Raw genomic sequence first — 21,175 nt, 5'->3', positions numbered from 1 at the left:
CAGCAAGAAGAGGGTCGGCGAGATCGTCATGCAACCTGCGATGCCTCCAGGAAGTCCTGCGCGAAGCGCTGCAGCACGCCGCCGGCCTCGTAGATGGACACTTCCTCGGCGGTATCCAGCCGGCAGGTCACCGGCACCATCAGCTGGCTGCCGTCGCGGCGGTGGATGACCAACGTCAGCTCCGCACGCGGCAGCCGCGCACCGGTCACGTCGAAGGTTTCGGTGCCGTCGATGCCCAGCGTCAGGCGGGTCACGCCCGGCTTGAACTCCAGTGGCAGCACGCCCATGCCGATCAGGTTGGTGCGATGGATGCGTTCGAAGCCTTCGGCCGCGATGGCTTCCACGCCCGCCAGGCGTACGCCCTTGGCCGCCCAGTCACGTGAACTGCCCTGCCCGTAGTCGGCACCGGCGATGATGATCAGCGGCTGCCGACGCAGCATGTAGGTTTCGATCGCCTCCCACATGCGCATCACCTGGCCTTCGGGTTCCACGCGGGCCAGCGAGCCCTGCTTCACCGCCCCGTCGACCACGGCCATTTCGTTGATCAGCTTCGGGTTGGCGAACGTGGCACGCTGCGCGGTGAGGTGGTCACCCCGGTGCGTCGCGTAGGAATTGAAGTCCTCCTCCGGCAGTCCCATCTTCGCCAGGTACTCGCCAGCGGCGCTGCTGGCCAGGATCGCGTTGGACGGCGACAGATGGTCGGTGGTGATGTTGTCGCCCAGCACCGCCAGCGGACGCATGCCGCTGAGGTTGCGGGCACCGGCCAGCGCGCCCTCCCAGTAAGGCGGGCGGCGGATGTAGGTGCTCTGCGGACGCCATGCGTACAACGGACTGATCGGCGCGCCATGCTCCACCTTGAAGGTGAACATCGGGTCGTAGACCTTGCGGAACTGCTCCGGCTTCACGCTGGCCTTGACCACCGCGTCGATCTCCTCATCGCTCGGCCACAGGTCCTTCAGGGTGATCGGGTTGCCTTGCGCATCGACGCCCAGCGCGTCCTTTTCGATATCAAAGCGCACGGTGCCGGCGATCGCATAGGCCACCACCAGTGCCGGCGATGCCAGGAACGCCTGCTTGGCATAGGGGTGGATACGGCCATCGAAGTTGCGGTTGCCCGACAGCACCGCCGTGGCATACAGGTCACGGTCGATGATCTCCTGTTGGATCACCGGGTCCAGCGCGCCGCTCATGCCATTGCAGGTGGTGCAGGCGAAGCCGACGATGCCGAAGCCTAGCTGCTCCAGCTCACCGAGCAGGCCGGCCTCTTCCAGGTACAGCTGTACCGCCTTGGAGCCCGGTGCCAGCGAGCTCTTCACCCAGGGCTTGCGGGTCAGCCCGGCACGGTTGGCATTGCGCGCCAGCAGTGCCGCACCGATCACGTTGCGCGGGTTGCTGGTGTTGGTGCAGCTGGTGATGGCGGCGATGATCACCGCGCCATCCGGCATCAGGCCATCGGCCTGCTCGACCTTGCCGGAGGCCAGCTTGGCTTCATCGGCGATGCCGCGTGCGGCCAGTTCACTGGTGGCAACGCGCTTGTGCGGGTTGGACGGGCCGGCCATGTTGCGCACCACGCTGGACAGGTCGAACTGCAGTACGCGCTCGTACTGCACCTGGGCCAGGTCATCGGCCCACAGGCCCGCGGCCTTGGCATAGGTTTCCACCAGCTGCACCTGGGGTTCTTCGCGGCCGGTCAGGCGCAGATAGTCCAGGGTCTGCTGGTCGATGGAGAACATCGCCGCTGTGGCGCCGAACTCCGGCGTCATGTTGGAAATGGTGGCGCGGTCGCCGATGCTCAACGCGCTGGCGCCTTCGCCGAAGAACTCGATCCACGCGCCGACCACCCGGGCCGCGCGCAGGAACTCGGTCAGCGCCAGCACGATATCGGTGCAGGTGATGCCCGGCTGCGGGCGACCGGTAAGTTCCACGCCGATGATGTCGGGCAGGCGCATCCACGAGGCGCGGCCGAGCATCACGCTCTCTGCTTCCAGGCCACCGACGCCGATGGCGATCACGCCCAATGCATCCACGTGAGGGGTGTGGCTGTCGGTGCCCACGCAGGTATCCGGGAAGGCCACGCCGTCGCGCACCTGCACCACCGGCGACATTTTCTCCAGGTTGATCTGGTGCATGATCCCGTTGCCCGGCGGGATCACGTCCACGTTCTTGAAGGCCTTGCGGGTCCAGTTGATGAAGTGGAACCGGTCTTCGTTGCGACGGTCTTCAACGGCACGGTTGCGCTCGAAGGCGGCCTTGTCGAAGCCGGGATGTTCCACCGCCAGTGAATGGTCGACGATCAGCTGGGTCGGCACTACCGGGTTGATCTGCGCCGGGTCACCGCCGGCATCGGCGATGGCATCGCGCAGGCCGGCCAGGTCCACCAGCGCGGTCTGGCCAAGGATGTCATGGCAGACCACGCGGGCCGGGAACCACGGGAAATCCAGGTCCTGGCGGCGCTCGATCAGCTGCCGCAGCGAGGCTTCCAGGGTCGCAGGGTCGCAGCGGCGCACCAGGTTTTCGGCCAGCACGCGCGAGGTGTACGGCAGCGTGGCGTAGGCGCCGGGCTGGATCGCATCGACCGCCTCGCGCGTGTCGAAATAGTCCAGCGCGGTGCCGGGGAGGTTCTTGCGGTACGACTCGTTCATCAGGGGGCTGGTCATGGCTGGCTCTTGGACTATGGCGGGCCGGGCGTCGCGTCACCGGCAGGGACGGCGTTGCGAGGCCACGACGGAACCGGGACGGCATCGCCGTCCCGCTCCGCACGGCACCCTGCGCGAGGATGCCGGGTCTTGCATCAGGCGCGCTTGTCGATGGGCACGAACGCCTGGTCTTCCGGGCCGGTGTAATTGGCACTGGGGCGGATGATCTTGCCATCGATGCGCTGTTCTATGATGTGCGCGCTCCAGCCGGAGGTGCGCGCGATGACGAACAACGGGGTGAACATCGCCGTCGGCACGCCCATCATGTGGTAGCTCACCGCGCTGAACCAGTCCAGGTTCGGGAACATCTTCTTGATGTCCCACATCACCGTTTCCAGGCGCTCGGCGATGTCGTACATCTTCATGCTCGACTGTTCTTCGGACAGTTCGCGGGCCACGTCCTTGATCACCTTGTTGCGCGGATCGGACACGGTATACACCGGGTGGCCAAAACCGATCACCACTTCCTTGCGCTCCACGCGCGCCTTGATGTCCGCTTCGGCTTCATCCGGGCTGTCGTAGCGCTTCTGCACCTCGAACGCCACTTCGTTGGCGCCGCCGTGCTTGGGGCCGCGCAGCGCGCCGATGCCGCCGGCAATGGCGCTGAACATGTCGCTGCCGGTGCCGGCGATCACGCGGCAGGCGAAGGTCGAGGCATTGAACTCGTGTTCGGCATACAGGATCAGCGAGGTATGCATCGCCTTGACCCACGAATCCTGCGGCTTTTCGCCGTGCAGCAGGTGCAGGAAGTGACCACCGATGGAGTCATCGTCGGTCTCCACGTCGATGGCGCGGCCGTTGTGGCTCCAGTGGTACCAGTAAAGCAGCATCGACCCCAGGCAGGCCATCAGCTTGTCGGCGATGTCACGCGCGCCGGGATGGTTGTGGTCGTCTTTTTCCGGTGACACGCAGCCCAGCACGGACACGCCGGTGCGCATCACGTCCATCGGGTGCGCCGACGGCGGCAGCTCTTCCAGCGCGGCCTTGACGGCGGCCGGGATGCCGCGCAGCGACTTCAGTTTGGCCTTGTAGGACACCAGCTCGGCGCGGGTCGGCAGCTTGCCGTGCACCAGCAGGTGGGCGATTTCCTCGAACTCGCTGGTGGTGGCCAGGTCCAGGATGTCGTAGCCACGGTAATGCAGGTCATTGCCACTGCGGCCGACGGTGCACAGCGCGGTGTTGCCGGCAGCGGTGCCGGACAGGGCGACGGACTTCTTCGGCTTGAAGGTCGGGGTGGCGGTCGTATCGTTCATGGTTTTCCTCCCGGAAATCGTGGCAGCAGGTTACTTCCTGGCGGCGAACAGCGCATCGAGCTGCTGCTCGAAGGCGTGGTAGCCAATGCGGTCGTAGAGTTCGTTGCGGGTCTGCATGGCGTCCACCACATTGCGCTGGTGGCCGTCGCGGCGCACCGCTTCGTACACGCTTTCGGCGGCCTTGTTGGCGGCGCGGAAAGCGGAAAGCGGGAACAGCTGGATGGCCACGCCGGCCGAGGCCAGCTCGTCACGACTGAACAGCGGGGTGGCGCCGAATTCGGTGATGTTGGCCAGCACCGGAACCTTCACCGCATCGACGAAGCGACGATAGGTATCCAGGTCGTAGGCGGCTTCGGCGAAGATGCCGTCGGCACCGGCCTCCACGCAGGCGATGGCGCGTTCGATGGCTGCATCCACGCCGTCGACCTGGATGGCATCGGTGCGCGCGATCAGGAAGAAGTCCGGATCAGTCTTGGCATCGGCAGCGGCCTTGACCCTGTCCACCATCTCGCCCTGCGAGACGATCTCCTTGCCCGGGCGGTGGCCGCAGCGTTTGGCTCCGACCTGGTCTTCGATATGGCAGGCGCCGGCGCCGGCCTTGATCAGCGACTTCACCGTGCGCGCGATGTTGAAGGCGCTCGGCCCGAAGCCGGTATCGATGTCCACCATCAGCGGCAGGTCGCAGACATCGGTGATGCGGCGCACGTCGATGAGCACGTCTTCCAGGGTGTTGATGCCCAGGTCCGGCAGGCCCAGCGAACCGGCGGCGACGCCACCGCCGGACAGGTAGATGGCGCGGTAACCGGCGCGTTTGGCCAGCAGCGCATGGTTGGCGTTGATCGCACCGATCACCTGCAGCGGTGATTCGGCAGCCAGAGTCTGGCGGAAGCGGGCGCCGGCGGAAACAAGGGAAGCAGTCATGCAGCAATCCTGTCAGGGGTCACCCCATACAGCGCAAAGAGCGTGCCAACCTGCAAGTCATTGATCCAGTTGTGTTGGGGACGCCTGGCACTGAAACGTATGAAACGTTGAAACAGATGTATCATGAAACACCCCCTGCGACCGCGACACCCCATGTACGTGCCCCGCCATCCCGACAGCCCCGGCGATACCGATCCCACCCAGCCGGTGATCTGGACTGTGAGCGTGTCCCGGCTGACCGGGCTGCTGGGCGATGTCATACCCGAATTCGACCGCCGCGCCCGCATCGAGCAGATCAACCTCGGCTTCGAGGATGCCGTGGCGGTGATCAACCAGCGGCTGCGCCAGGAACACTGCGATGTGGTGATTGCCGGCGGTTCCAATGCCGCCTGGCTGCGCAGCCGGCTGGACGTGCCGCTCGTGCCGATCCAGGCCAACGGCTTCGACCTGATGGAAGCGCTGGCACGCGCACGCCGCATCGCCCCGCGCATCGGCCTGGTCACCCATGCCAGCGATGTGCCGACCTTCGGCAGCTTCCAGGACAGTTTCGGCCTGCAGATCGAACACCGTCGTTTCGTTACCCGCGAAGACGCGCGCGACTGCATCGCCGACCTGCGCGCCAATGGCATCGAAGTGATCGTCGGCACCGGCATGGCCATCGACCACGCCGAAGCAGCCGGGCTGCAGGGCGTGCTGCTGTATTCGGCCGATTCGGTTCGCCAGGCCTTCGAACATGCACTGGAGCTGACCCACACGCTGGCGCGTTCGGGCAGCCGCCGGCTGCCGGTGCGGCAACGTCGCGGCAGCCGCGCCGGCCAGGGCACGGCGCTGCTCGGCGACAGCAGCGCGATGGCCGAGGTCCGCCAGCACATCGCGCTGTACGCCCCGCATGACAGCACCGTGCTGGTCAGCGGCGAGACCGGCACTGGAAAGGAGCTGGTGGCGCGCCAGCTGCATGCCGACAGCGGTCGGCGCGGCCGCTTCGTCGCGCTGAACTGCGGGGCGATCAGTGAATCGCTGCTGGAATCGGAACTGTTCGGTTACAGCGATGGCGCCTTCACCGGCGCCCGCCGTGGTGGCCGTATCGGGCTGGTCGAAGCATCCGACGGCGGCACGCTGTTCCTGGATGAGATCGGCGAGCTGCCGTTGCCGCTGCAGACCCGCCTGCTGCGCGTACTGGAAGAACGCGAAGTGCTGCGCGTGGGCGCCACCGAGCCCACGCCGGTCAACCTGCGGGTGGTCGCCGCCACCCTGCAGTCGCTGGAGCAGCGCGTGCAGGCGGGGCAGTTCCGCCGCGATCTGTACTACCGGCTGGCGACGTTGCGCATCGTGTTGCCACCGCTTCGCGCGCGACGCGGCGACGTCGCCCTGCTGGTGCACCACTACTTCCAGCAACTGCGTGGCATCGATGCCCCGCTGGACGACGCCGCGATGGCGCTGTTGAGCGCAGCGCCGTGGCCCGGCAACGTGCGCGAACTGCGCAATCTGGTCGACCGCCTGCGCATCCATTGGCAGCCTGCCGAAGGCAGGATCGATGCGTCCAGGTTGCTGTCACTGGCGCCGGAACTGGCGCACGATCCGGCCTCCTCGACTGCTCTGCAGCCCGCTGCCGGACGCCCGTCCAGCGCGCAGCTGCAGCAGCTGCTGGCGACCCACCGCAACGATCGCGAGGGCATGGCGCAGGCGCTGGGAATTTCGCGTACCACGCTGTGGCGCTGGCTGCGCGCAGCGGGGCTGGGGTGAGTGGCTGTGGAACGGTCGGGCAGTGACGACCAACGGTCGTCACCCACCAAACCAACGGTCGTCACCCACCGGGGCGAGGGCTGACGGCCAGCGGCCGTCACTACTCGGATGCAGGGTAGCGCCGAGCCATGCTCGGCGAGCGCAGCGGCGTGACGACCAACGGTCGTCACCCACCAAACCAACCGCATCCTACCCCTGCGGAGCCCAGCGCGCGTCGAGCGCGAAACGTCCGCTTCCGGCCAGCGCCAGCCACAGCAGCAGCACTGCCAAGGGCACCTCGGTCAGATAGAAGAACCAGCTCAGCCAATCCAGCACGCCCAGTCCGCCAGGGATGCGTGCGATGCCATCGGTCAGCGCGGCCACCACGCAGATGGCCGCCAGCAACACCGCTGACGGACGACTGAGCAGGCCGACCACCAACAGGGCCCCGGCCACCCATTCGATCGCGCCGAGCACCGGGGCGCTCAGCCCCGGCCACGGAATGCCCGCCTCATGCAACGTCGCCACCATGCGGTCGCGGCCTGGCACGGTGAACAGCTTGTTCCAGCCAGACACGCTGAACATCACACCTGCGACCACACGGGCGGCCAGCATCAGCCACGCCTCCAGCCCGACACGCAACGGGGCAACGGACCACATCCGGCGCAGAACTTCCATCCCGACTCTCCTTCCTGAAAAGAACGCGAGGCTGCGACGGCTCGCCCTGCCGGTACCTGAAGCAGCCGCCGGACGGGGCCTGCGGCAATGCGTAGCGACATGCAGATCACGTCACGGCACGCACAGCGCGCGCCTCAGGGGTACAGCAGGCGCTTGCTCCAGCGGCCATCGGCTGCCTTCTCATAGCACCAGCGCTCGTGCAGACGGAACTGCGCGCCGTACCAGAACTCGATGCGGTCCGGTACCACCCGCAGCCCGCTCCAGCCCGCCGGGCGCGGGACGTCCTGGCCATCGAAACGCGCCTCCACCTCGGCGACCCGCGCATCGAATTCCCCGCGTGAATCCAGCGTACGGGACTGGATCGAGGCCCACGCACCGATCTGGCTCAAACGCGGGCGCGATGCAAAGTACGCATCGGCCTCGGCATCGCCGACCTGCTCCACCGCCCCTTCGATGCGCACCTGGATGCCGGCCTCGCGCAGGCTGCGCCACAGGAACAGCAGCGCGGCCTGCGGATTGGCCTGCAGCTCACGCCCCTTGTGGCTGTCCAGGTGGGTGTAGAACACGAAGCCACGTGCATCGAAGGCCTTCAGCAATACGGTGCGCGCGGAGGGGCGCCCGGAGGTATCGGCGCTCGCCACGGTCATCGCGTTGGGCTCGATCTCGCTGCCCTGCCGGGCCTCGTCGAACAGCGCGGAGAAGGTGGACAACGCTTCGTTGTAGAGATCGCTCATGACACGTCATTCCGGAAGGGATTGGGCTATTGTGGCGGCATGAAGGCGAGTGCGTACACGACCACGACGAAAGGATTCCCGGACACATTGGCCGAGCAGGCGCTCGATGACGCGCTGGCCAGCGGCGCGCAGGTCCCGGTATTGGCCATCAGCGGCCTGCAGGGCAGCGGAAAATCGACGCTGGCCGCGCAGGTCGTGGACCGTGCGAAGGCACGTGGCCTGCGCGCTGCGACGCTGTCGGTGGACGATGTCTACCTGACCCGCGGCCAGCGCCAGCGCCTGGCGCGCGATGTGCATCCGCTGCTGGTCACCCGCGGTCCACCTGGCACGCATGATCTGCCGCTGGCGCACGCGGTGCTCGATGCAGTGATCGCGCGCGCGCCCACCGCACTGCCACGCTTCGACAAACTGGCCGATGAACGGCTGCCCCCGGCACGGTGGCAGGCCCTGGATGCACCACTGGACCTGCTGGTGTTCGAAGGCTGGTTCCTGGGTACCCCGGCGCAGCCGGCCGACGCACTGCAGGAACCGCTCAACGCGCTGGAACGCGAAGCCGACCCCGACGGTCGCTGGCGGCGCTGGTGCAACCAGGCACTGGCCGATCACTACGCGCCACTGTGGCAGCGCTGTGACCGGCTGTGGTTCCTGCAGCCACCGGATTTCGCGGTGGTGCCGCGCTGGCGCTGGCAGCAGGAACAACACCTGCAGGCCGCCCAGCCCGGACGCAGCGGCATGACCCGCCCGCAGCTGGAGCGCTTCGTCCAGTACTACGAACGGGTCAGCCGCCAGGCCCTGCGTACACTGCCGGCGCTAGCCGACCGGGTCATCGCGCTGGACGCCGAGCGCCGCATCATCGAGGTCCGTTGAGTCGCGACCGCCCGGGACCGGAGCCTTCACTCCACCAGGAAGGTGACCTTCAGGCTGACCCGCCACTCGGTGATCTCGCCGTTGCCGCTGGTGACCACCTTGGTCTCGTTGATCCACGCGCCCTGGATGTTTTTCACGCTCTCGGCAACCTTCTTCAGGCCGCTGCGTACCGCATCCTCGACACTGGTCTTGGACGAGGCATTGGTTTCGATGACCTTGGCGACCGACATGGCTGCTGCTCCGGGTGGCGCGCGGGGAAGTCCGCGCCGGCCAAGGCTGGGCCGTGGAGGCGTAAAGGGATGTCACGGAGGTGTTAGCATCACAGGGCATGAATCCAGCACCGAACCTGATCCTGATCGGCCCCATGGGGGCCGGCAAAACCTGCATCGGCCGTCGCCTCGCCGAGCGGTTCACGCTGGACTTCATCGACCTGGACCAGGTCATCGTCGACAACGCCGGCGCCAGCATTCCCACCCTGTTCGAACTGGCCGGCGAAGCCGGCTTCCGCCAGCACGAGCGCCAGGCCCTGCAGCAGGTGCTCGCCGGCCATGGCCAGCTGGTGTCCACCGGCGGCGGCGCGGTGCTGGATGCGGGCAACCGCGAGGCGATCGCCGCGCATGGCTATGTGGTCTACCTGCGGGTCAGCGTGGCCGCCCAGCTGGAACGCCTGGCACGTGACAAAGGCCGCCCGCTGCTGCAGCGGCCGGACCGCGAACAGGTGCTGCAGGACCTGGCCTACCATCGCGATCCGCTGTATCGGCAGTTGGCCGACCTCACCCTGGACACCGACCTCTATACCGCTGCCGAAGCCACTTCACACCTGGTGGTGAAGCTGGCCGCGCGCTGGCAGCGACAGGACCTCATCGCATGACCGATACCCCCCACCTGCATGTCGCCGTCGGCGGTGAGCATCCCTATTCCATCACCATTGGCCCGGGCCAACTGGCTGATGGACCTGCGTTGGCCCGCCATGTGCGCGGCCGCCACGTACTGCTTGTCAGCGACAGCGAAGTCGCCCCGCTGTACCTGGCCGGCGTACGCAGCGCGCTGCTGCAGGCGCGACCGGACCTGAAGATCGGCGAACACGTTCTGCCGGCAGGCGAGGCGTCCAAGAACCTTGCCGAGTTCGGACGCGCCATCGATGCACTGGCCGCGCTGGGCGCCACCCGCGATGCCTGCGTGTTTGCACTGGGAGGCGGCGTAGTCGGCGACCTGTCCGGCTTCGCCGCTGCCTGCTGGATGCGCGGCGTGGACTGCGTCCAGCTTCCCACCACGCTGCTGGCGATGGTCGACTCGTCGGTGGGCGGCAAGACCGCCGTGGACCTGCCCGCAGGCAAGAACCTGGTGGGCGCCTTCCATCCACCGCGCGCGGTGGTCGCCGATACGAACGTGCTGGGCACACTACCGGTGCGCGAGCTGCGCGCAGGGCTGGCGGAGGTGGTCAAGTACGGGGCACTCGGCGATCCGGCGTTCTTCGACTGGCTGCAGCAACACGCCCACGGCCTTGTCGCCGGCGACAGCCGCCTGCTTGCCGAAGCCATTGCGCGCAGCTGCGCGCACAAGGCGGCGATCGTCGAACGCGACCCGCTGGAAAAAGGCGAGCGCGCGCTGCTCAATCTCGGTCATACGTTCGGGCACGCCATCGAAACCGAGCAGGGGTACAGCGCCCCGGGGCGTGATGCGCTCATCCACGGCGAGGCCATCGCGGTCGGCATGGTGCTGGCCGCACGACTTTCCACCGCACTGGGGCGGGCACCGGCGGCCGATGCGGATCGACTCGTCGCCGTGCTGCAGTCGCTGCAGCTTCCCGTGCAGTTGCCGGCGGGCCTGGCGCCGGAATCGCTGCTGGAGCGCATGCGGCTGGACAAGAAGAACGTGGCCGGACGCCTGCGCCTGGTGTTGTGGCGTGGCATCGGGCAGGCCGAAGTGGTGGCCGACGTACCGGAACAGGACGTGCTGGACGTGCTGGCCGGCGGATGAGCCGACGCAGCTGTACGCCGGGGAACCCGCCGGTGCGCACCGCCGCCAGTGCGAGCCGCCGGGCGTGGCCCGGCGCTACACTTGCGCCATGCATGCCTTCCTGCAACAACCCGCGATCGGCACCGATGCGCCCCGCTTCCTGCGCCTGACCCTGCTGCCGGACCTGTTCGGCGGCTGGGAACTGCTGCGCGAATCGGGCCGCATCGGCAGCCGCTCGCAGCTTCGACGCGAGCTGTACCTGGAGGAATCCGAGGCCCGCGCGGCCTTCGACAAAGCGCGCGATGCGGAGCTGCATCGGGGCTTTGCGGTCCTCCACCGCAGCCCGTGACCGCCCCATCCCGGAACAGCGCCCCACGCCCTACCGCACAAGGAACACCCTTACGTGACCAGTCCCCTTCGCAACGATCGCCTGCTGCGCGCCCTGCGCCGCGAACCGGTAGACCACACCCCCGTCTGGCTGATGCGCCAGGCCGGCCGTTACCTGCCGGAATACCGCGCCACGCGGGCCAGGGCCGGCAGCTTCCTGGCCATGGCGAAGAACCCGGAGATCGCCTGCGAAGTCACCCTGCAGCCGCTGCGCCGCTTCCCGCTGGACGCGGCGATCCTGTTCTCCGACATCCTGACCATCCCCGATGCGATGGGCCTGGAGCTGTACTTCGTCGAGGGCGAGGGTCCGAAGTTCCGCCATCCGGTCCGCGATACCGCTGCCATCGCCCGACTGGCGGTGCCGGATATGGAGCAGGAACTGCGCTATGTCATGGACGCGGTGCGGGTGATCCGCCGCGAACTGGATGGCCAGGTGCCGCTGATCGGTTTTTCCGGCAGCCCGTGGACGCTGGCCTGCTACATGGTGGAAGGCGGCGGCAGCAAGGATTTCGCGCGCATCAAGGCGATGGCGCTGAACCACCCGCAGGAACTGCATCGGCTGCTGGAGGTGGTGACCGATGCGGTGATCGCCTACCTCGGCGCCCAGCGCGCGGCCGGTGCGCAGGCGCTGCAGGTGTTCGACACGTGGGGCGGTGTGCTGTCCCCGGCGATGTACCGCGAATTCTCGCTGCGCTATCTGCAGCGGATCTCCGCCGAACTCGAACGCGGCCAGGGCAGCGAGCGCACGCCGCTGATCCTGTTCGGCAAGGGGACCGGCCTGCACCTTGAAGCGCTGTCGCATACCGGCGCCGATGCGCTCGGCCTGGACTGGACGCTGGACCTGGACGAGGCCGTGCGCCGTACCGGCGGACGGGTCGCGCTGCAGGGCAACCTGGATCCGACCACCCTGTATGCCAGCCCCGAAGCGATCACCGCGGCGGCCGGACGCGTGCTGGACACCTATGCGGCCGGCAACGGCGGGTCACGCGAAGGCCACGTGTTCAACCTCGGCCATGGCATGTCGCCGGACATGGATCCAGCCAGCGTGCAGGTGCTGGTGGACGCGGTGCACCGGCTCAGTGCGCGCTGACGCTTTTCCCGACGTGGCGGCACGGCGTGCGTTGATCGCGCCATGACCGCCCTTCGGCGATGATGGCGCCTCCTGATCGCGCGGATCCCGGCCCGATGACAGCAAGCTACGCCTCCATCCGTCCCCTGCTGTGGCTGGTGTCGCTGGCGATCTTCATGCAGATGCTGGATTCCACCATCGTCAACACGGCGCTGCCGGCGATGGCGCGCAGCCTGGGCGAAAGCCCGCTGCAGATGCAGTCGGTGGTGTTCAGCTACGCGCTGGCGGTGGCCACCTTCATCCCGGCATCGGGCTGGATCGCCGACCGCTTCGGCACCCGGCGCACGTTCCTGGTCGCGATCATTCTGTTCACCCTCGGGTCGTTGGCCTGCGCCCTGGCGCAGAGCCTGCACCAGCTGGTCGCCGCACGCGTGCTGCAGGGTATCGGCGGGGCCATGCTGCTGCCGGTCGGGCGGCTGGCGGTGATGCGTTCGGTGCCGCGGGAAGATTTCCTGCGCGCGATGAGCTTCATCGCCATCCCGGCGCTGATCGGCCCGCTGATCGGCCCGACGCTGGGTGGCTGGCTGGTCGAAGTCGCCTCCTGGCACTGGGTATTCCTGATCAACCTGCCGATCGGGGTGATCGGTTATTTCGTGGCCATGAAGGTGATGCCCGACCACTACGCCGCCCATCGCAGCCGCTTCGACCTGCGCGGCTATGTGATGCTGGCCTTCGGCATGGTGGTGTTGTCGCTGGCCCTGGATGGCATCTCCGGGATGGGTACTCCGCATGCGCTGGTGATGCTGATGACGGTGGCCGGCCTGGCCGCGCTGGTCGGCTACTGGCTGCACGCGGCCAACTCCACCGCGCCGCTGTTCTCGCTCGCCCTGTTCCGCGTGCCCAGCTACCGCATCGGCATTCTCGGCAACCTGTTCTCGCGCATCGGCAGCAGCGCCATGCCGCTGCTGATTCCGCTGCTGCTGCAGGTGGGCATGGGCATGAGCCCGATGAATGCCGGCCTGATGATGATCCCGGTCGCGGCGGCCGGCATGGTCGCCAAACGGCTTGCGGTGAAGCTGGTGGAGCGCTTCGGCTACCGCCGCGTGCTGATGACCAACACCGTGCTGGTAGGCATCGCGATGGCCAGCTTCGCGCTGATGTCGCCGGACCAGCCGCTGGGCTGGCGGCTGCTGCAGCTGGCGCTGTTCGGCGCGGTCAATTCGCTGCAGTTCACGGTGATGAACACCGTGACCCTGCGCGACCTGGACGTGGGCTTCGCCAGCGCGGGCAACAGCCTGCTGTCGATGGTGATGATGCTGGCGGCCGGCTTCGGCGCCGCTGCCGCCGGCAGCCTGCTGGCGGCCTTCGCGCCACTGGAATCACATGGCGCCACCGCGGCCCTGCACGCCACGTTCCTGTGCGTGGGCGCGATCACGCTGACCTCCACGCTGATCTTCTGGCAGCTGCCCGATACCGGTCCGGAGCCGAAGCAGATCGAGGAAGTCGCCGAATAGGCTGCAGGCGGGGCGATATGGCGGTGCCGATCATGGCCGGCACTTCGGATCGCCCTACGCCGACATCGCCCGTGCGATGGCTTCGGCCAGCAGATCCCCGGTCACCGGCTTGCGCAGGAAGCCCTGCATGTCCGAGGCGGCGACGCGCTCGGCCAGATCGCCATCGGTGCGCGCTGTCACCGCCAACAATGGCAGCGCGTGCCCCTGATTGCGCAGGTGCAGCGCCAGGTCGAAGCCGCTCAGCCCAGGCAGGTCGAGGTCGAGCAGGCCGATGTCGAAGCGCTCCCCGGCCATCTCGCGCAGGGCCGCCAGGGCGTGCTCGGCATGCACCACCTCGTGCCCGCGCGCGCGCAGCAGGCCTCCGACCACCTCGGCAACGGTCGGATCGTCCTCCACCAGCAGGATGCGCAGCGGAAGCGCCGGTGTCCGCCGCACGTCCGCGGCCGGCGTGCCGGTAGCCCCGAGCGGGTGCAGTGTCAGCGGCAGCTCGACGCGGAAACGCGTGCCGCGTCCCAACTGACTTTCCACGATGATGTCACCGCCCATCGCCAGCGCCAGCTCACGGCTGATCGCCAAGCCCAGCCCACTGCCGCCGTACTGGGCGGCGGTACGTGCGCCGTCGGCCTGTTCAAAGCGCCGGAACAGGCGTTTCTGCAGTTCGTGGCTGATGCCTGGGCCGGTGTCGGTGACCTCGAAGCAGAGGCCACATGCGTCGTTGCCAGCGCGCGCCAGCAGGGTGATCGAACCGCGCTGGGTGAACTTCACCGCATTGCCGAGCAGGTTCAGCAGGATCTGTCTCACCCGCAGCGGATCACCCTGCGCGGCCAGACCCGGGGCCAGCTCGTTGTACAAGGTGAACTGCACCGCCTTCTGCCGGGCCAGCGGCGCGGTAAGCGCCTGCACCTCGGCAAGCAGCGCGTGCAGATCGATGCTCTGCGCCTGCAGCTCCAGGCGACCGGACTCGATCCGCGCCAGGTCCAGCGCATCGTTGACCAGCAGCAACAGGTGCTCGCCGGCGCTGCGGATCGATTCGGCCTGGCTGCGCTGGCGGGTGTCCAGTGGCGATGACAGCAGCAGTTCGGTCATGCCCAGGACACCGGTCATCGGCGTGCGCACCTCGTGTCCCAGATTGGCCAGGAAGCGGGTCTTCGCCGCTGATGCCTGCTCGGCCACTTCCTGCTTGTGCACGGCCATCTGGTAATCGTGGCGCCGGTGCAGGCGCCGCCGATACAACCAGGCGAAACCGCTCAGCAGCAACAGCGACGCTGCGGCCAGCACCAGCACACCGGTGACGCTTCGCCACCAGGGTGGCAGCACCTGGAACTCGAGCGTCTGGATCCGCGACCAGACGTGGTCGGCAGAACGCGCCTGCACTTCCAGTGCGTAGCGGCCCGGCGGCAGCGCCGAGAACACCCGCTCTCCGCCCGCCCCGCCATCGACCCAGTCCGGGTCGTACCCAGCCAGCCGGAAGCGATAGACGTTCGATGCCGCATCACTGAAGGAAAGCAGTCGCGCCACGATGTGCAGGTCACGGTCGCCATCTTCGATGGTCACCGCGGCATCGTGGGTCAGATCGACCACCTTGTCGCCGCGGCTCACCTCGACCCGTTCGATCACCAGCGGCGCCTGCCGCGTTGGCGGCCCCACTTTGAGCGGATCAAACACCACCAGCCCGGCCGGCGTGCCGGCCAGCAGGTGCCCACTGGTCGCGGTGACCAGCGTGTTCTCGCGGAACTCCTGGCTCGGCAGGCCGTCATGCACACCGTACAGGCGCACGTTCGGGGTGCGCGGGTCCACCCGCAGCATGCCGCGCGGGCTGCTGGCCCATACGATGCCGCCGGCGTCGACCGCCAGCCCGTTGGCCGCCAGCGCCGGATAGCCCTGCACCGCGCCGATCGCCCGGTGCCGCTGCAGGGCATTGCCGTTCCACCGATGCTGGACCAGGCGACCATCCTGGGAGAGCCACACCTGATCGTCGGCCGCCAGCACCATGGCGTGCACCGCACCCGATGGGCCACCATCGACCTGGACAAAACGCGCCCCCACCGCATCCCACTCCTGCACGCCGGCGCTGCTGGTCAGCCACGGTCGGCCGCGCGGTCCACATTCCAGGCTGGTCGCAAGCTGTCCCGACTGCAGCCCCCCCTGGCCGAGCGGCACGTCGTGCAGCAGGTGTCCGTCCAGGTCGCGCGCCTGCACACCGGAAGGCGACATCGTCCAGACCTGGTCAGCGCACACCGCGATGTCCTGGACGTTGCCCTCCATCACCGCATCCTTGCCTGCAGCGGTGCCCCAGCGCAGCAACTGGCGGCTGGCCGGGTCGTAGCGCTGCAGGGCGTCCATCGACCCGATCCACACCCGCCCGCGCGCGTCCTCGGCCACCGACATCAACCAGTGGTTACCGTTCACCCAGGTCAGGTGCTGCTGCACTTTCCCGGTCACCGGGTCCAGCTTGTCCAGCGCGCCATGGCCGCCGACGGTCCACACGCCGCCGTCGTGCGAGGCCGCGGCGCCCAGTACGTACGCGTTGCGCAGCGACGTCGGCTCGTCCTCCAGCCGCGCCAGTACCGAAAACTGCCACCAGCGCGGCAGCAGGTGCCATAGGCCGGCATTGGTGCTGGCCAACCAGATGCCGCCTTCGCGGTCCTGGAATGCGCCAGTCCAGTTCGGGCGTACCCGGCCGCGCGCCAGTGCACTGTAGAGCGGCACCTGCTGGTAACGGCCATCAACGCCGCGCCCAAGCCCGGAGCGGGTGTCCAGCCAGTAGCCCCCCTGCTCGTCGTGCAGCATCACCCCGAGCACCTGGTCGTTGTCCGGGACCGGCCAGGGCGCGGGTTCGAAACGTCCGTCGGCACGCCGCACGATGACACTGCCCAGGGTGTTGATCCACAGGCTGCCATCGGCGTCGGCGGTCATGCCATTGATCACCGCGTCGGCGGGCAGCGCATCCGGTGCGCGTTCGAAATCAGTCCCGGTCCAGCGCGCCAGGCCCCGCTTGGTACCCACCCACAGCGTGCCATCGGGCAGCGTGGCCAGGAATGGGACGCTGTTGGACGGCAGGCTGCGCGGGTTGCCCGGCTCGGGCAGGAAACGCTGCAGTCTGTCCTGCGCATCAAGGCGGTACAGGCCGCCCTCGTAGGTGCCGAACCAGATCGCACCATCGGGGGTGGAAGCAACGCTCCAGACCGTGTTGCTGGCCAGAAGCGGCTGGCTGGCGCGGTCATAGAAATGCATCTGCCGACGATCGGCGGACAGGCGCACCAACCCGGCATTTTCCGTACCTATCCACAACTGATTACGCGCGTCGGCCAGTACCGTCCAGATCCGGTTGTCGCGCAGGCCATCCTCGGCGCGCCAGATGCGATAGCTGCGCCCATCGAACCGCGCCAGACCGTCGTTGGTGGCGATCCAGAGGTAGCCCAGGCGGTCTTCGGCCATCCGGTTGACGGTGTTGGAAGGCAGGCCGTCGAATACGGTCAGCTGTCGTGGCGTGGGCGGAACCGGCTGCGCCAACGCACGCGCAGGCGCAAGCAACAGCCAGCCCGACAGCAACAGCGCCATCGCCGTACGCAGACCCGTCAACCTTGCCATCTCTGCATTGCCGTCCCTCACCTGCCAGACCGCGCGTTCAACGCAGCGGTGGATGCGACAGCACATCGCCGTCCCGGCATGGTAAACCGAAGCCCGCCTCTTCGCGCAGGACGCGGCATGCCCTACCCGCTGCCGGCGGTGGTTTCACTCCGAAGCTCGACGCTGGCGCGCCCGGGCGATCGCCTCGACCAACATGTCCCCGGTCACCGGCTTTCGCAAAAAGCCATCGAACCCCGCCGCCAGCACTTCGGCTTCGGCATAGGCATCCGAACGCGCGGTCACCGCCACCAGCGGGAACTCATGCGCCAGCGCGCGCAGCTGCCGTGCCAGTGCCAGGCCGTCCAGTGCGGGCAGGTCCAGGTCGAGCAACCCGACATCGAACGCAGCGGTGGATGCTTCTGCCAACGCGGCCAGCCCATGCAGTACGTGGACCACGCGGTGCCCGCGCGCTGACAGCAGACCGACGATGACCCGGGCCACGGTTGGATCATCTTCCACCAGCAGGATCGCCAGCCCAGGCAGATCAAGCGACAGCAGACCGGCGCCGGGCGCTGGGGGACACGCCTCCGTCTGCCACGGAAGCGGCAATTCGACGCGGAAACAGGCACCTTGGCCGGGCCGGCTCTGCACGCCAATGCGGCCGCCCATTGCCACGGCAAGCTCCTGGCAGATCGCCAGGCCCAGCCCGGAGCCACCGAACCGAGACGCGGTGCGTGGACCGTCGGCCTGTTCGAAGCGCTCGAACAACCGCGCCTGCTGCTCGACAGTGATGCCCGGCCCGGTGTCGGTGACCTCGAACACGATTCCTGCGCCGCCATCGGACAGCTGCACCGCCAGGCGCACCTCGCCGCGCTCGGTGAATTTTATGGCGTTTCCCAGCAGGTTCATCAGGATCTGCCGTACCCGCATTTCATCGCCGCTGGCCGAGACATGACCCGGCACGTTCACCTGACGCTGGAAGGCCAGCCCACGCTGCCCTGCCAACGGCTCCATCAGGCCCTGCACTTCGTCCAGCAGTGCCTCCAGGCCGAACGGGCGGATGTCCAGCTCCAGCCGCCCCGCCTCGATGCGCGCAAGGTCCAACGCGTCGTTGACCAGGCGCAACAGGTGCGTGCCGGCCTGGTGGATGGCCCCGGCGTAGCCGCGCTGCTGCTCGTCCAGTGGGCTGTCCAGCAACAGTTCGCTCATCCCCAGCACGCCGGTCATCGGCGTGCGTACTTCATGGCCCAGCGTGGCCAGGAAATGACTCTTGGCCTGGGATGCCTGTTCGGCAAGATGCTGTTTGTGCAGCGTCAGCTGCCACTGCTGGCGACGGCGCAGCCGCAGCCGCACGTACCACGCCAGGGCAGCCAACAGCAGCACGCTGGCCAGCACATACAGCAGCAACGCGGTGCCATTGCGCCACCACGGTGGAAGCACCTCCATCCGCAGGTCCGGGGCGATGGTCCAGTCCCCGCCGGCGCGGCGCGCCTGCACTTCGATGCGGTAGCTGCCTGCAGGCAGGCGCGACAGCGTGCGCTCGCCGTCGACAGCCTGCACCCAGTTCAGGTCATACCCGTCCACGCGGAAGCGGTAGGCGTTGCTCAGCGGGTTGGCGAAGGAGAGCAGGCGTGCGTTGATCTGCAGGTCGCGATCGTCCGGCCCCAGCACGACCGGGGCATCCAAGGGCAGCTCCTGCCACCCTTCGCCATCGTCGCGGCGCACCCGCAACGCACCGACCACCAGCTGCGATGGCGGCAGCTGAGCGTCGGGCTGGTTCGGATCGAATCCTACCAGGCCGATCTTCGATACGGCCAATACCCTGCCTGCGGCATCCTGCGCAGGCGGGCGACCGTTGAACTCCGCATCGGGCAAACCATCGCGCTCGGTGTAGATGCGCAGCTGTCGCGCCAGGGGATCCCAACGCATCAGACCTCGCGGACTGGTGGCCCATATCTGTCCGTCGGCCGCGGGCACCAGTCCGCCGATCGACACCGGCGGCACGCCTTCTGCCGCAGCAACCTGCTCGCGCAGGTTCAGGCCCAGGCCGTCCCAGTCGTAGCGTTCGAATGCCCCCTGCCGTGCCAGCCACACACGGGTCGGCGAAACCCAGGCGATATCGAAGATCGGGCCACGCGAGACGCCCGGCACGGCCAGGAACGCGCTGTCCTGGAAGCGCAGCACGCCCATGTCGCCCACCACCCATGGCTGCCCTCGGGGATCGAAGCGGATCTGTTCGATCGGCGCTTCACTGCGTCCAGGCAGATCGCTGGAACGTATTTCCTGCAGGAGTCGCCCGCCCGCATCCCGGTGCTGCAGGCCATGGTTCATCACCGACAGCCACACGGTTCCATCGGGCGCGGCGCGCATCAGGTCGATGCGCTGGCGCAGGTCCGCGCCGCCGTGGATCAACCAGTCGCGATGGCTGCCGCGGCCGGGGTCGTACACCGTGATGCGCCCTGCGCGCCCCAGCCACAACGTGCCGTCGGGACGCGGCAGCAGCGACCAGACCGCACCGCTGCCGATGGTCCGGTCGCTGACCAGCAACGACAGCGTGCCCTTTCCATCGAGCCGATACACGCCCGGCGCTGCACCGATGTAGAAGTCCGTGCCGTCGCTTGCCGCGCTCAGCAGGTACTGGCTGTCCAGTGGCTTGCCGTCCAGCTGGTACCAGGTCGAGAAACGTTTCCAGTCCGGCGGCAGGTAAGCCAGTCCTTGGGTCAACAGCGCGATCCAGATGCCTCCTTCGTGGTCCTGCAGCAGATCCACCACCCCGCTGTGCACGGTCAGGAAACCACTGCCGCGGTCGCCTTCCAAGCGGCGCAGCCGTTGCTCATCGCCGCGCAGCAGCCCATCCGAGCTGCCTACCCAGAAGCCGCCCTGGCGATCATGCAGCACCTTGGAGGAGCGCAGTGTGTCGCCCTGTGACCACGGTGGACGTTGGACCGCATCGTGCGCATCGATGTGGAACATGCCGTCGGACTGCGTGCCAACCCATACGCCGCCGGCCGCATCGCGACTGAGCCGCAGCACCGCGGTGGCGCCCAGGGTTGCCGGCCCGATCCGATCAAAGCCAGTGCCGTTCCAGCGCGCGACACCCCGCTCGGTGCCAATCCACAGGCGTCCCCGTCCATCAACCAGGCTGGAAAAGACCGTGTCACCGGGAATGCTGTGCCGATCATGCGGATCATGACGGAACAGCTGCACCTTGCCCGCTTCGTCGCGTCGGCACAGCCCGTAGGCGCTGGTGCCGATCCACAGCGCCTTGTCGTGTTCGGCCAAGGTCCAGAACTGCCCGTCACACGCCTCGTTGATGTCGTCGAGCGTTTCAAAGGCGTCACGGGCCGGTCCCATGCGGACCAGACCCACGCCGTTTATGCCCAGCCAGAGGCGGTCCTGGACGTCCACCAGCAGCGTTTCGATCTCATCGCCAGGCAGGCTGCCCTCGGCCTGCGGATCATGGCGCCAGCTGCGCAGCGACACGCCGTCGTAACGCGCCAATCCGCCATCGGTTGCAGCCCAGATGTAGCCTTGGCGATCCTGCGCCAAGGCCGTGACCATCCGCGATGGCAAGCCTTCCGCCGGGCCCAGCCGCCGTAGCCGGGGCGTTTCGGTCGCATCCTGCGCGCCTGCCAGCGCCTGGCAGGGGAACAGCCCTGACAACAGCAGGCCGGCCACTGCCAACAGCCATCCCAGCGCTCGTCCTTGATGCATGTGCTTGGCCATCGCTCCCCCTTGGATGCAGGCGATTGTCACACAGCCTTGACGATGCGTCCGGCGGGCGGGATGCTGCCGGTGGCATTGC

Annotated in this window: 15 protein-coding genes; 7 read left to right on the top strand and 8 right to left on the bottom strand. The window is 67.8% G+C overall.

Going from position 1 to position 21,175, the window contains the following annotated elements:
- Positions 1-26 precede the first annotated feature (26 nt).
- The 3 genes from acnD to prpB form a co-directional block, all read right to left on the bottom strand.
- Positions 27-2,642, bottom strand: coding sequence for a Fe/S-dependent 2-methylisocitrate dehydratase AcnD (gene acnD / locus SOM47_RS06245; RefSeq protein ID WP_320505314.1), 2,616 nt, complete (start codon positions 2,640-2,642; stop codon positions 27-29).
- 149 nt (positions 2,643-2,791) lie between these two features.
- Positions 2,792-3,949 (bottom strand): bifunctional 2-methylcitrate synthase/citrate synthase, encoded by a 1,158-nt coding sequence (prpC, locus tag SOM47_RS06240; RefSeq protein WP_101099894.1) that lies wholly within the window; start codon positions 3,947-3,949, stop codon positions 2,792-2,794.
- A 30-nt stretch (positions 3,950-3,979) separates the two neighbouring features.
- Entirely contained in the window at positions 3,980-4,870 is an 891-nt protein-coding gene (gene prpB / locus SOM47_RS06235) for a methylisocitrate lyase (RefSeq protein WP_320505089.1), read from the bottom strand.
- A gap of 153 nt (positions 4,871-5,023) precedes the next feature.
- Here prpB and prpR point away from each other — a divergent pair, with 153 nt between their 5' ends.
- Positions 5,024-6,613 (top strand): propionate catabolism operon regulatory protein PrpR, encoded by a 1,590-nt coding sequence (gene prpR, locus SOM47_RS06230; protein WP_320505313.1) that lies wholly within the window; start codon positions 5,024-5,026, stop codon positions 6,611-6,613.
- A gap of 189 nt (positions 6,614-6,802) precedes the next feature.
- On the opposite strand, the gene SOM47_RS06225 is transcribed toward prpR, so the two are convergent.
- Both SOM47_RS06225 and pdxH read right to left on the bottom strand, forming a co-directional pair.
- On the bottom strand, positions 6,803-7,270 hold the full coding sequence (locus tag SOM47_RS06225) for a DoxX family protein (protein ID WP_320505088.1): 468 nt from the start codon (positions 7,268-7,270) through the stop codon (positions 6,803-6,805).
- A gap of 134 nt (positions 7,271-7,404) precedes the next feature.
- A complete protein-coding gene (gene pdxH / locus SOM47_RS06220) occupies positions 7,405-8,004 on the bottom strand; it encodes a pyridoxamine 5'-phosphate oxidase (RefSeq protein ID WP_320505087.1) in 600 nt (199 codons plus the stop codon).
- Between the two features lie 39 nt (positions 8,005-8,043).
- On the opposite strand from pdxH, the gene SOM47_RS06215 reads away from it, so the two are divergent.
- Complete coding sequence (locus tag SOM47_RS06215) at positions 8,044-8,871, top strand: kinase (protein WP_042613486.1); 828 nt, start codon at positions 8,044-8,046, stop codon at positions 8,869-8,871.
- A gap of 26 nt (positions 8,872-8,897) precedes the next feature.
- Here SOM47_RS06215 and SOM47_RS06210 read toward each other — a convergent pair whose 3' ends face one another.
- Complete coding sequence (locus tag SOM47_RS06210) at positions 8,898-9,101, bottom strand: dodecin family protein (protein WP_320505086.1); 204 nt, start codon at positions 9,099-9,101, stop codon at positions 8,898-8,900.
- A 98-nt stretch (positions 9,102-9,199) separates the two neighbouring features.
- Between SOM47_RS06210 and SOM47_RS06205 the strand changes: the two genes are divergently transcribed.
- From SOM47_RS06205 to SOM47_RS06185, 5 genes are all read left to right on the top strand, one after another.
- Positions 9,200-9,742, top strand: coding sequence for a shikimate kinase (locus SOM47_RS06205; protein WP_192083995.1), 543 nt, complete (start codon positions 9,200-9,202; stop codon positions 9,740-9,742).
- A complete protein-coding gene (gene aroB, locus SOM47_RS06200) occupies positions 9,739-10,851 on the top strand; it encodes a 3-dehydroquinate synthase (RefSeq protein WP_320505085.1) in 1,113 nt (370 codons plus the stop codon). Before SOM47_RS06205 ends, aroB begins: the two co-directional genes overlap by 4 nt.
- An 88-nt stretch (positions 10,852-10,939) precedes the next feature.
- A complete protein-coding gene (locus SOM47_RS06195; protein ID WP_320505084.1) occupies positions 10,940-11,179 on the top strand; it encodes a WGR domain-containing protein in 240 nt (79 codons plus the stop codon).
- A 54-nt stretch (positions 11,180-11,233) separates the two neighbouring features.
- Positions 11,234-12,307: a uroporphyrinogen decarboxylase gene (hemE, locus tag SOM47_RS06190; protein ID WP_320505083.1), complete on the top strand. Its 1,074-nt coding sequence runs from the start codon at positions 11,234-11,236 to the stop codon at positions 12,305-12,307.
- A 95-nt stretch (positions 12,308-12,402) separates the two neighbouring features.
- Positions 12,403-13,800, top strand: coding sequence for a multidrug transporter subunit MdtD (locus tag SOM47_RS06185; protein WP_152620622.1), 1,398 nt, complete (start codon positions 12,403-12,405; stop codon positions 13,798-13,800).
- A 54-nt stretch (positions 13,801-13,854) separates the two neighbouring features.
- On the opposite strand, the gene SOM47_RS06180 is transcribed toward SOM47_RS06185, so the two are convergent.
- Together SOM47_RS06180 and SOM47_RS06175 are read right to left on the bottom strand one after the other, a co-directional pair.
- Complete coding sequence (locus SOM47_RS06180) at positions 13,855-17,391, bottom strand: sensor histidine kinase (protein WP_414715771.1); 3,537 nt, start codon at positions 17,389-17,391, stop codon at positions 13,855-13,857.
- A gap of 144 nt (positions 17,392-17,535) precedes the next feature.
- On the bottom strand, positions 17,536-21,084 hold the full coding sequence (locus SOM47_RS06175) for a hybrid sensor histidine kinase/response regulator (RefSeq protein WP_052811920.1): 3,549 nt from the start codon (positions 21,082-21,084) through the stop codon (positions 17,536-17,538).
- Between the last annotated feature and the right edge of the window lie 91 nt (positions 21,085-21,175).

This window comes from Stenotrophomonas sp. CFBP8980 (assembly GCF_034046095.1).
Lineage (GTDB): Bacteria > Pseudomonadota > Gammaproteobacteria > Xanthomonadales > Xanthomonadaceae > Stenotrophomonas > Stenotrophomonas lacuserhaii.
Note: the sequence above shows the minus strand (reverse complement) of the source record. Positions and strands in the feature narration are given on the sequence as shown.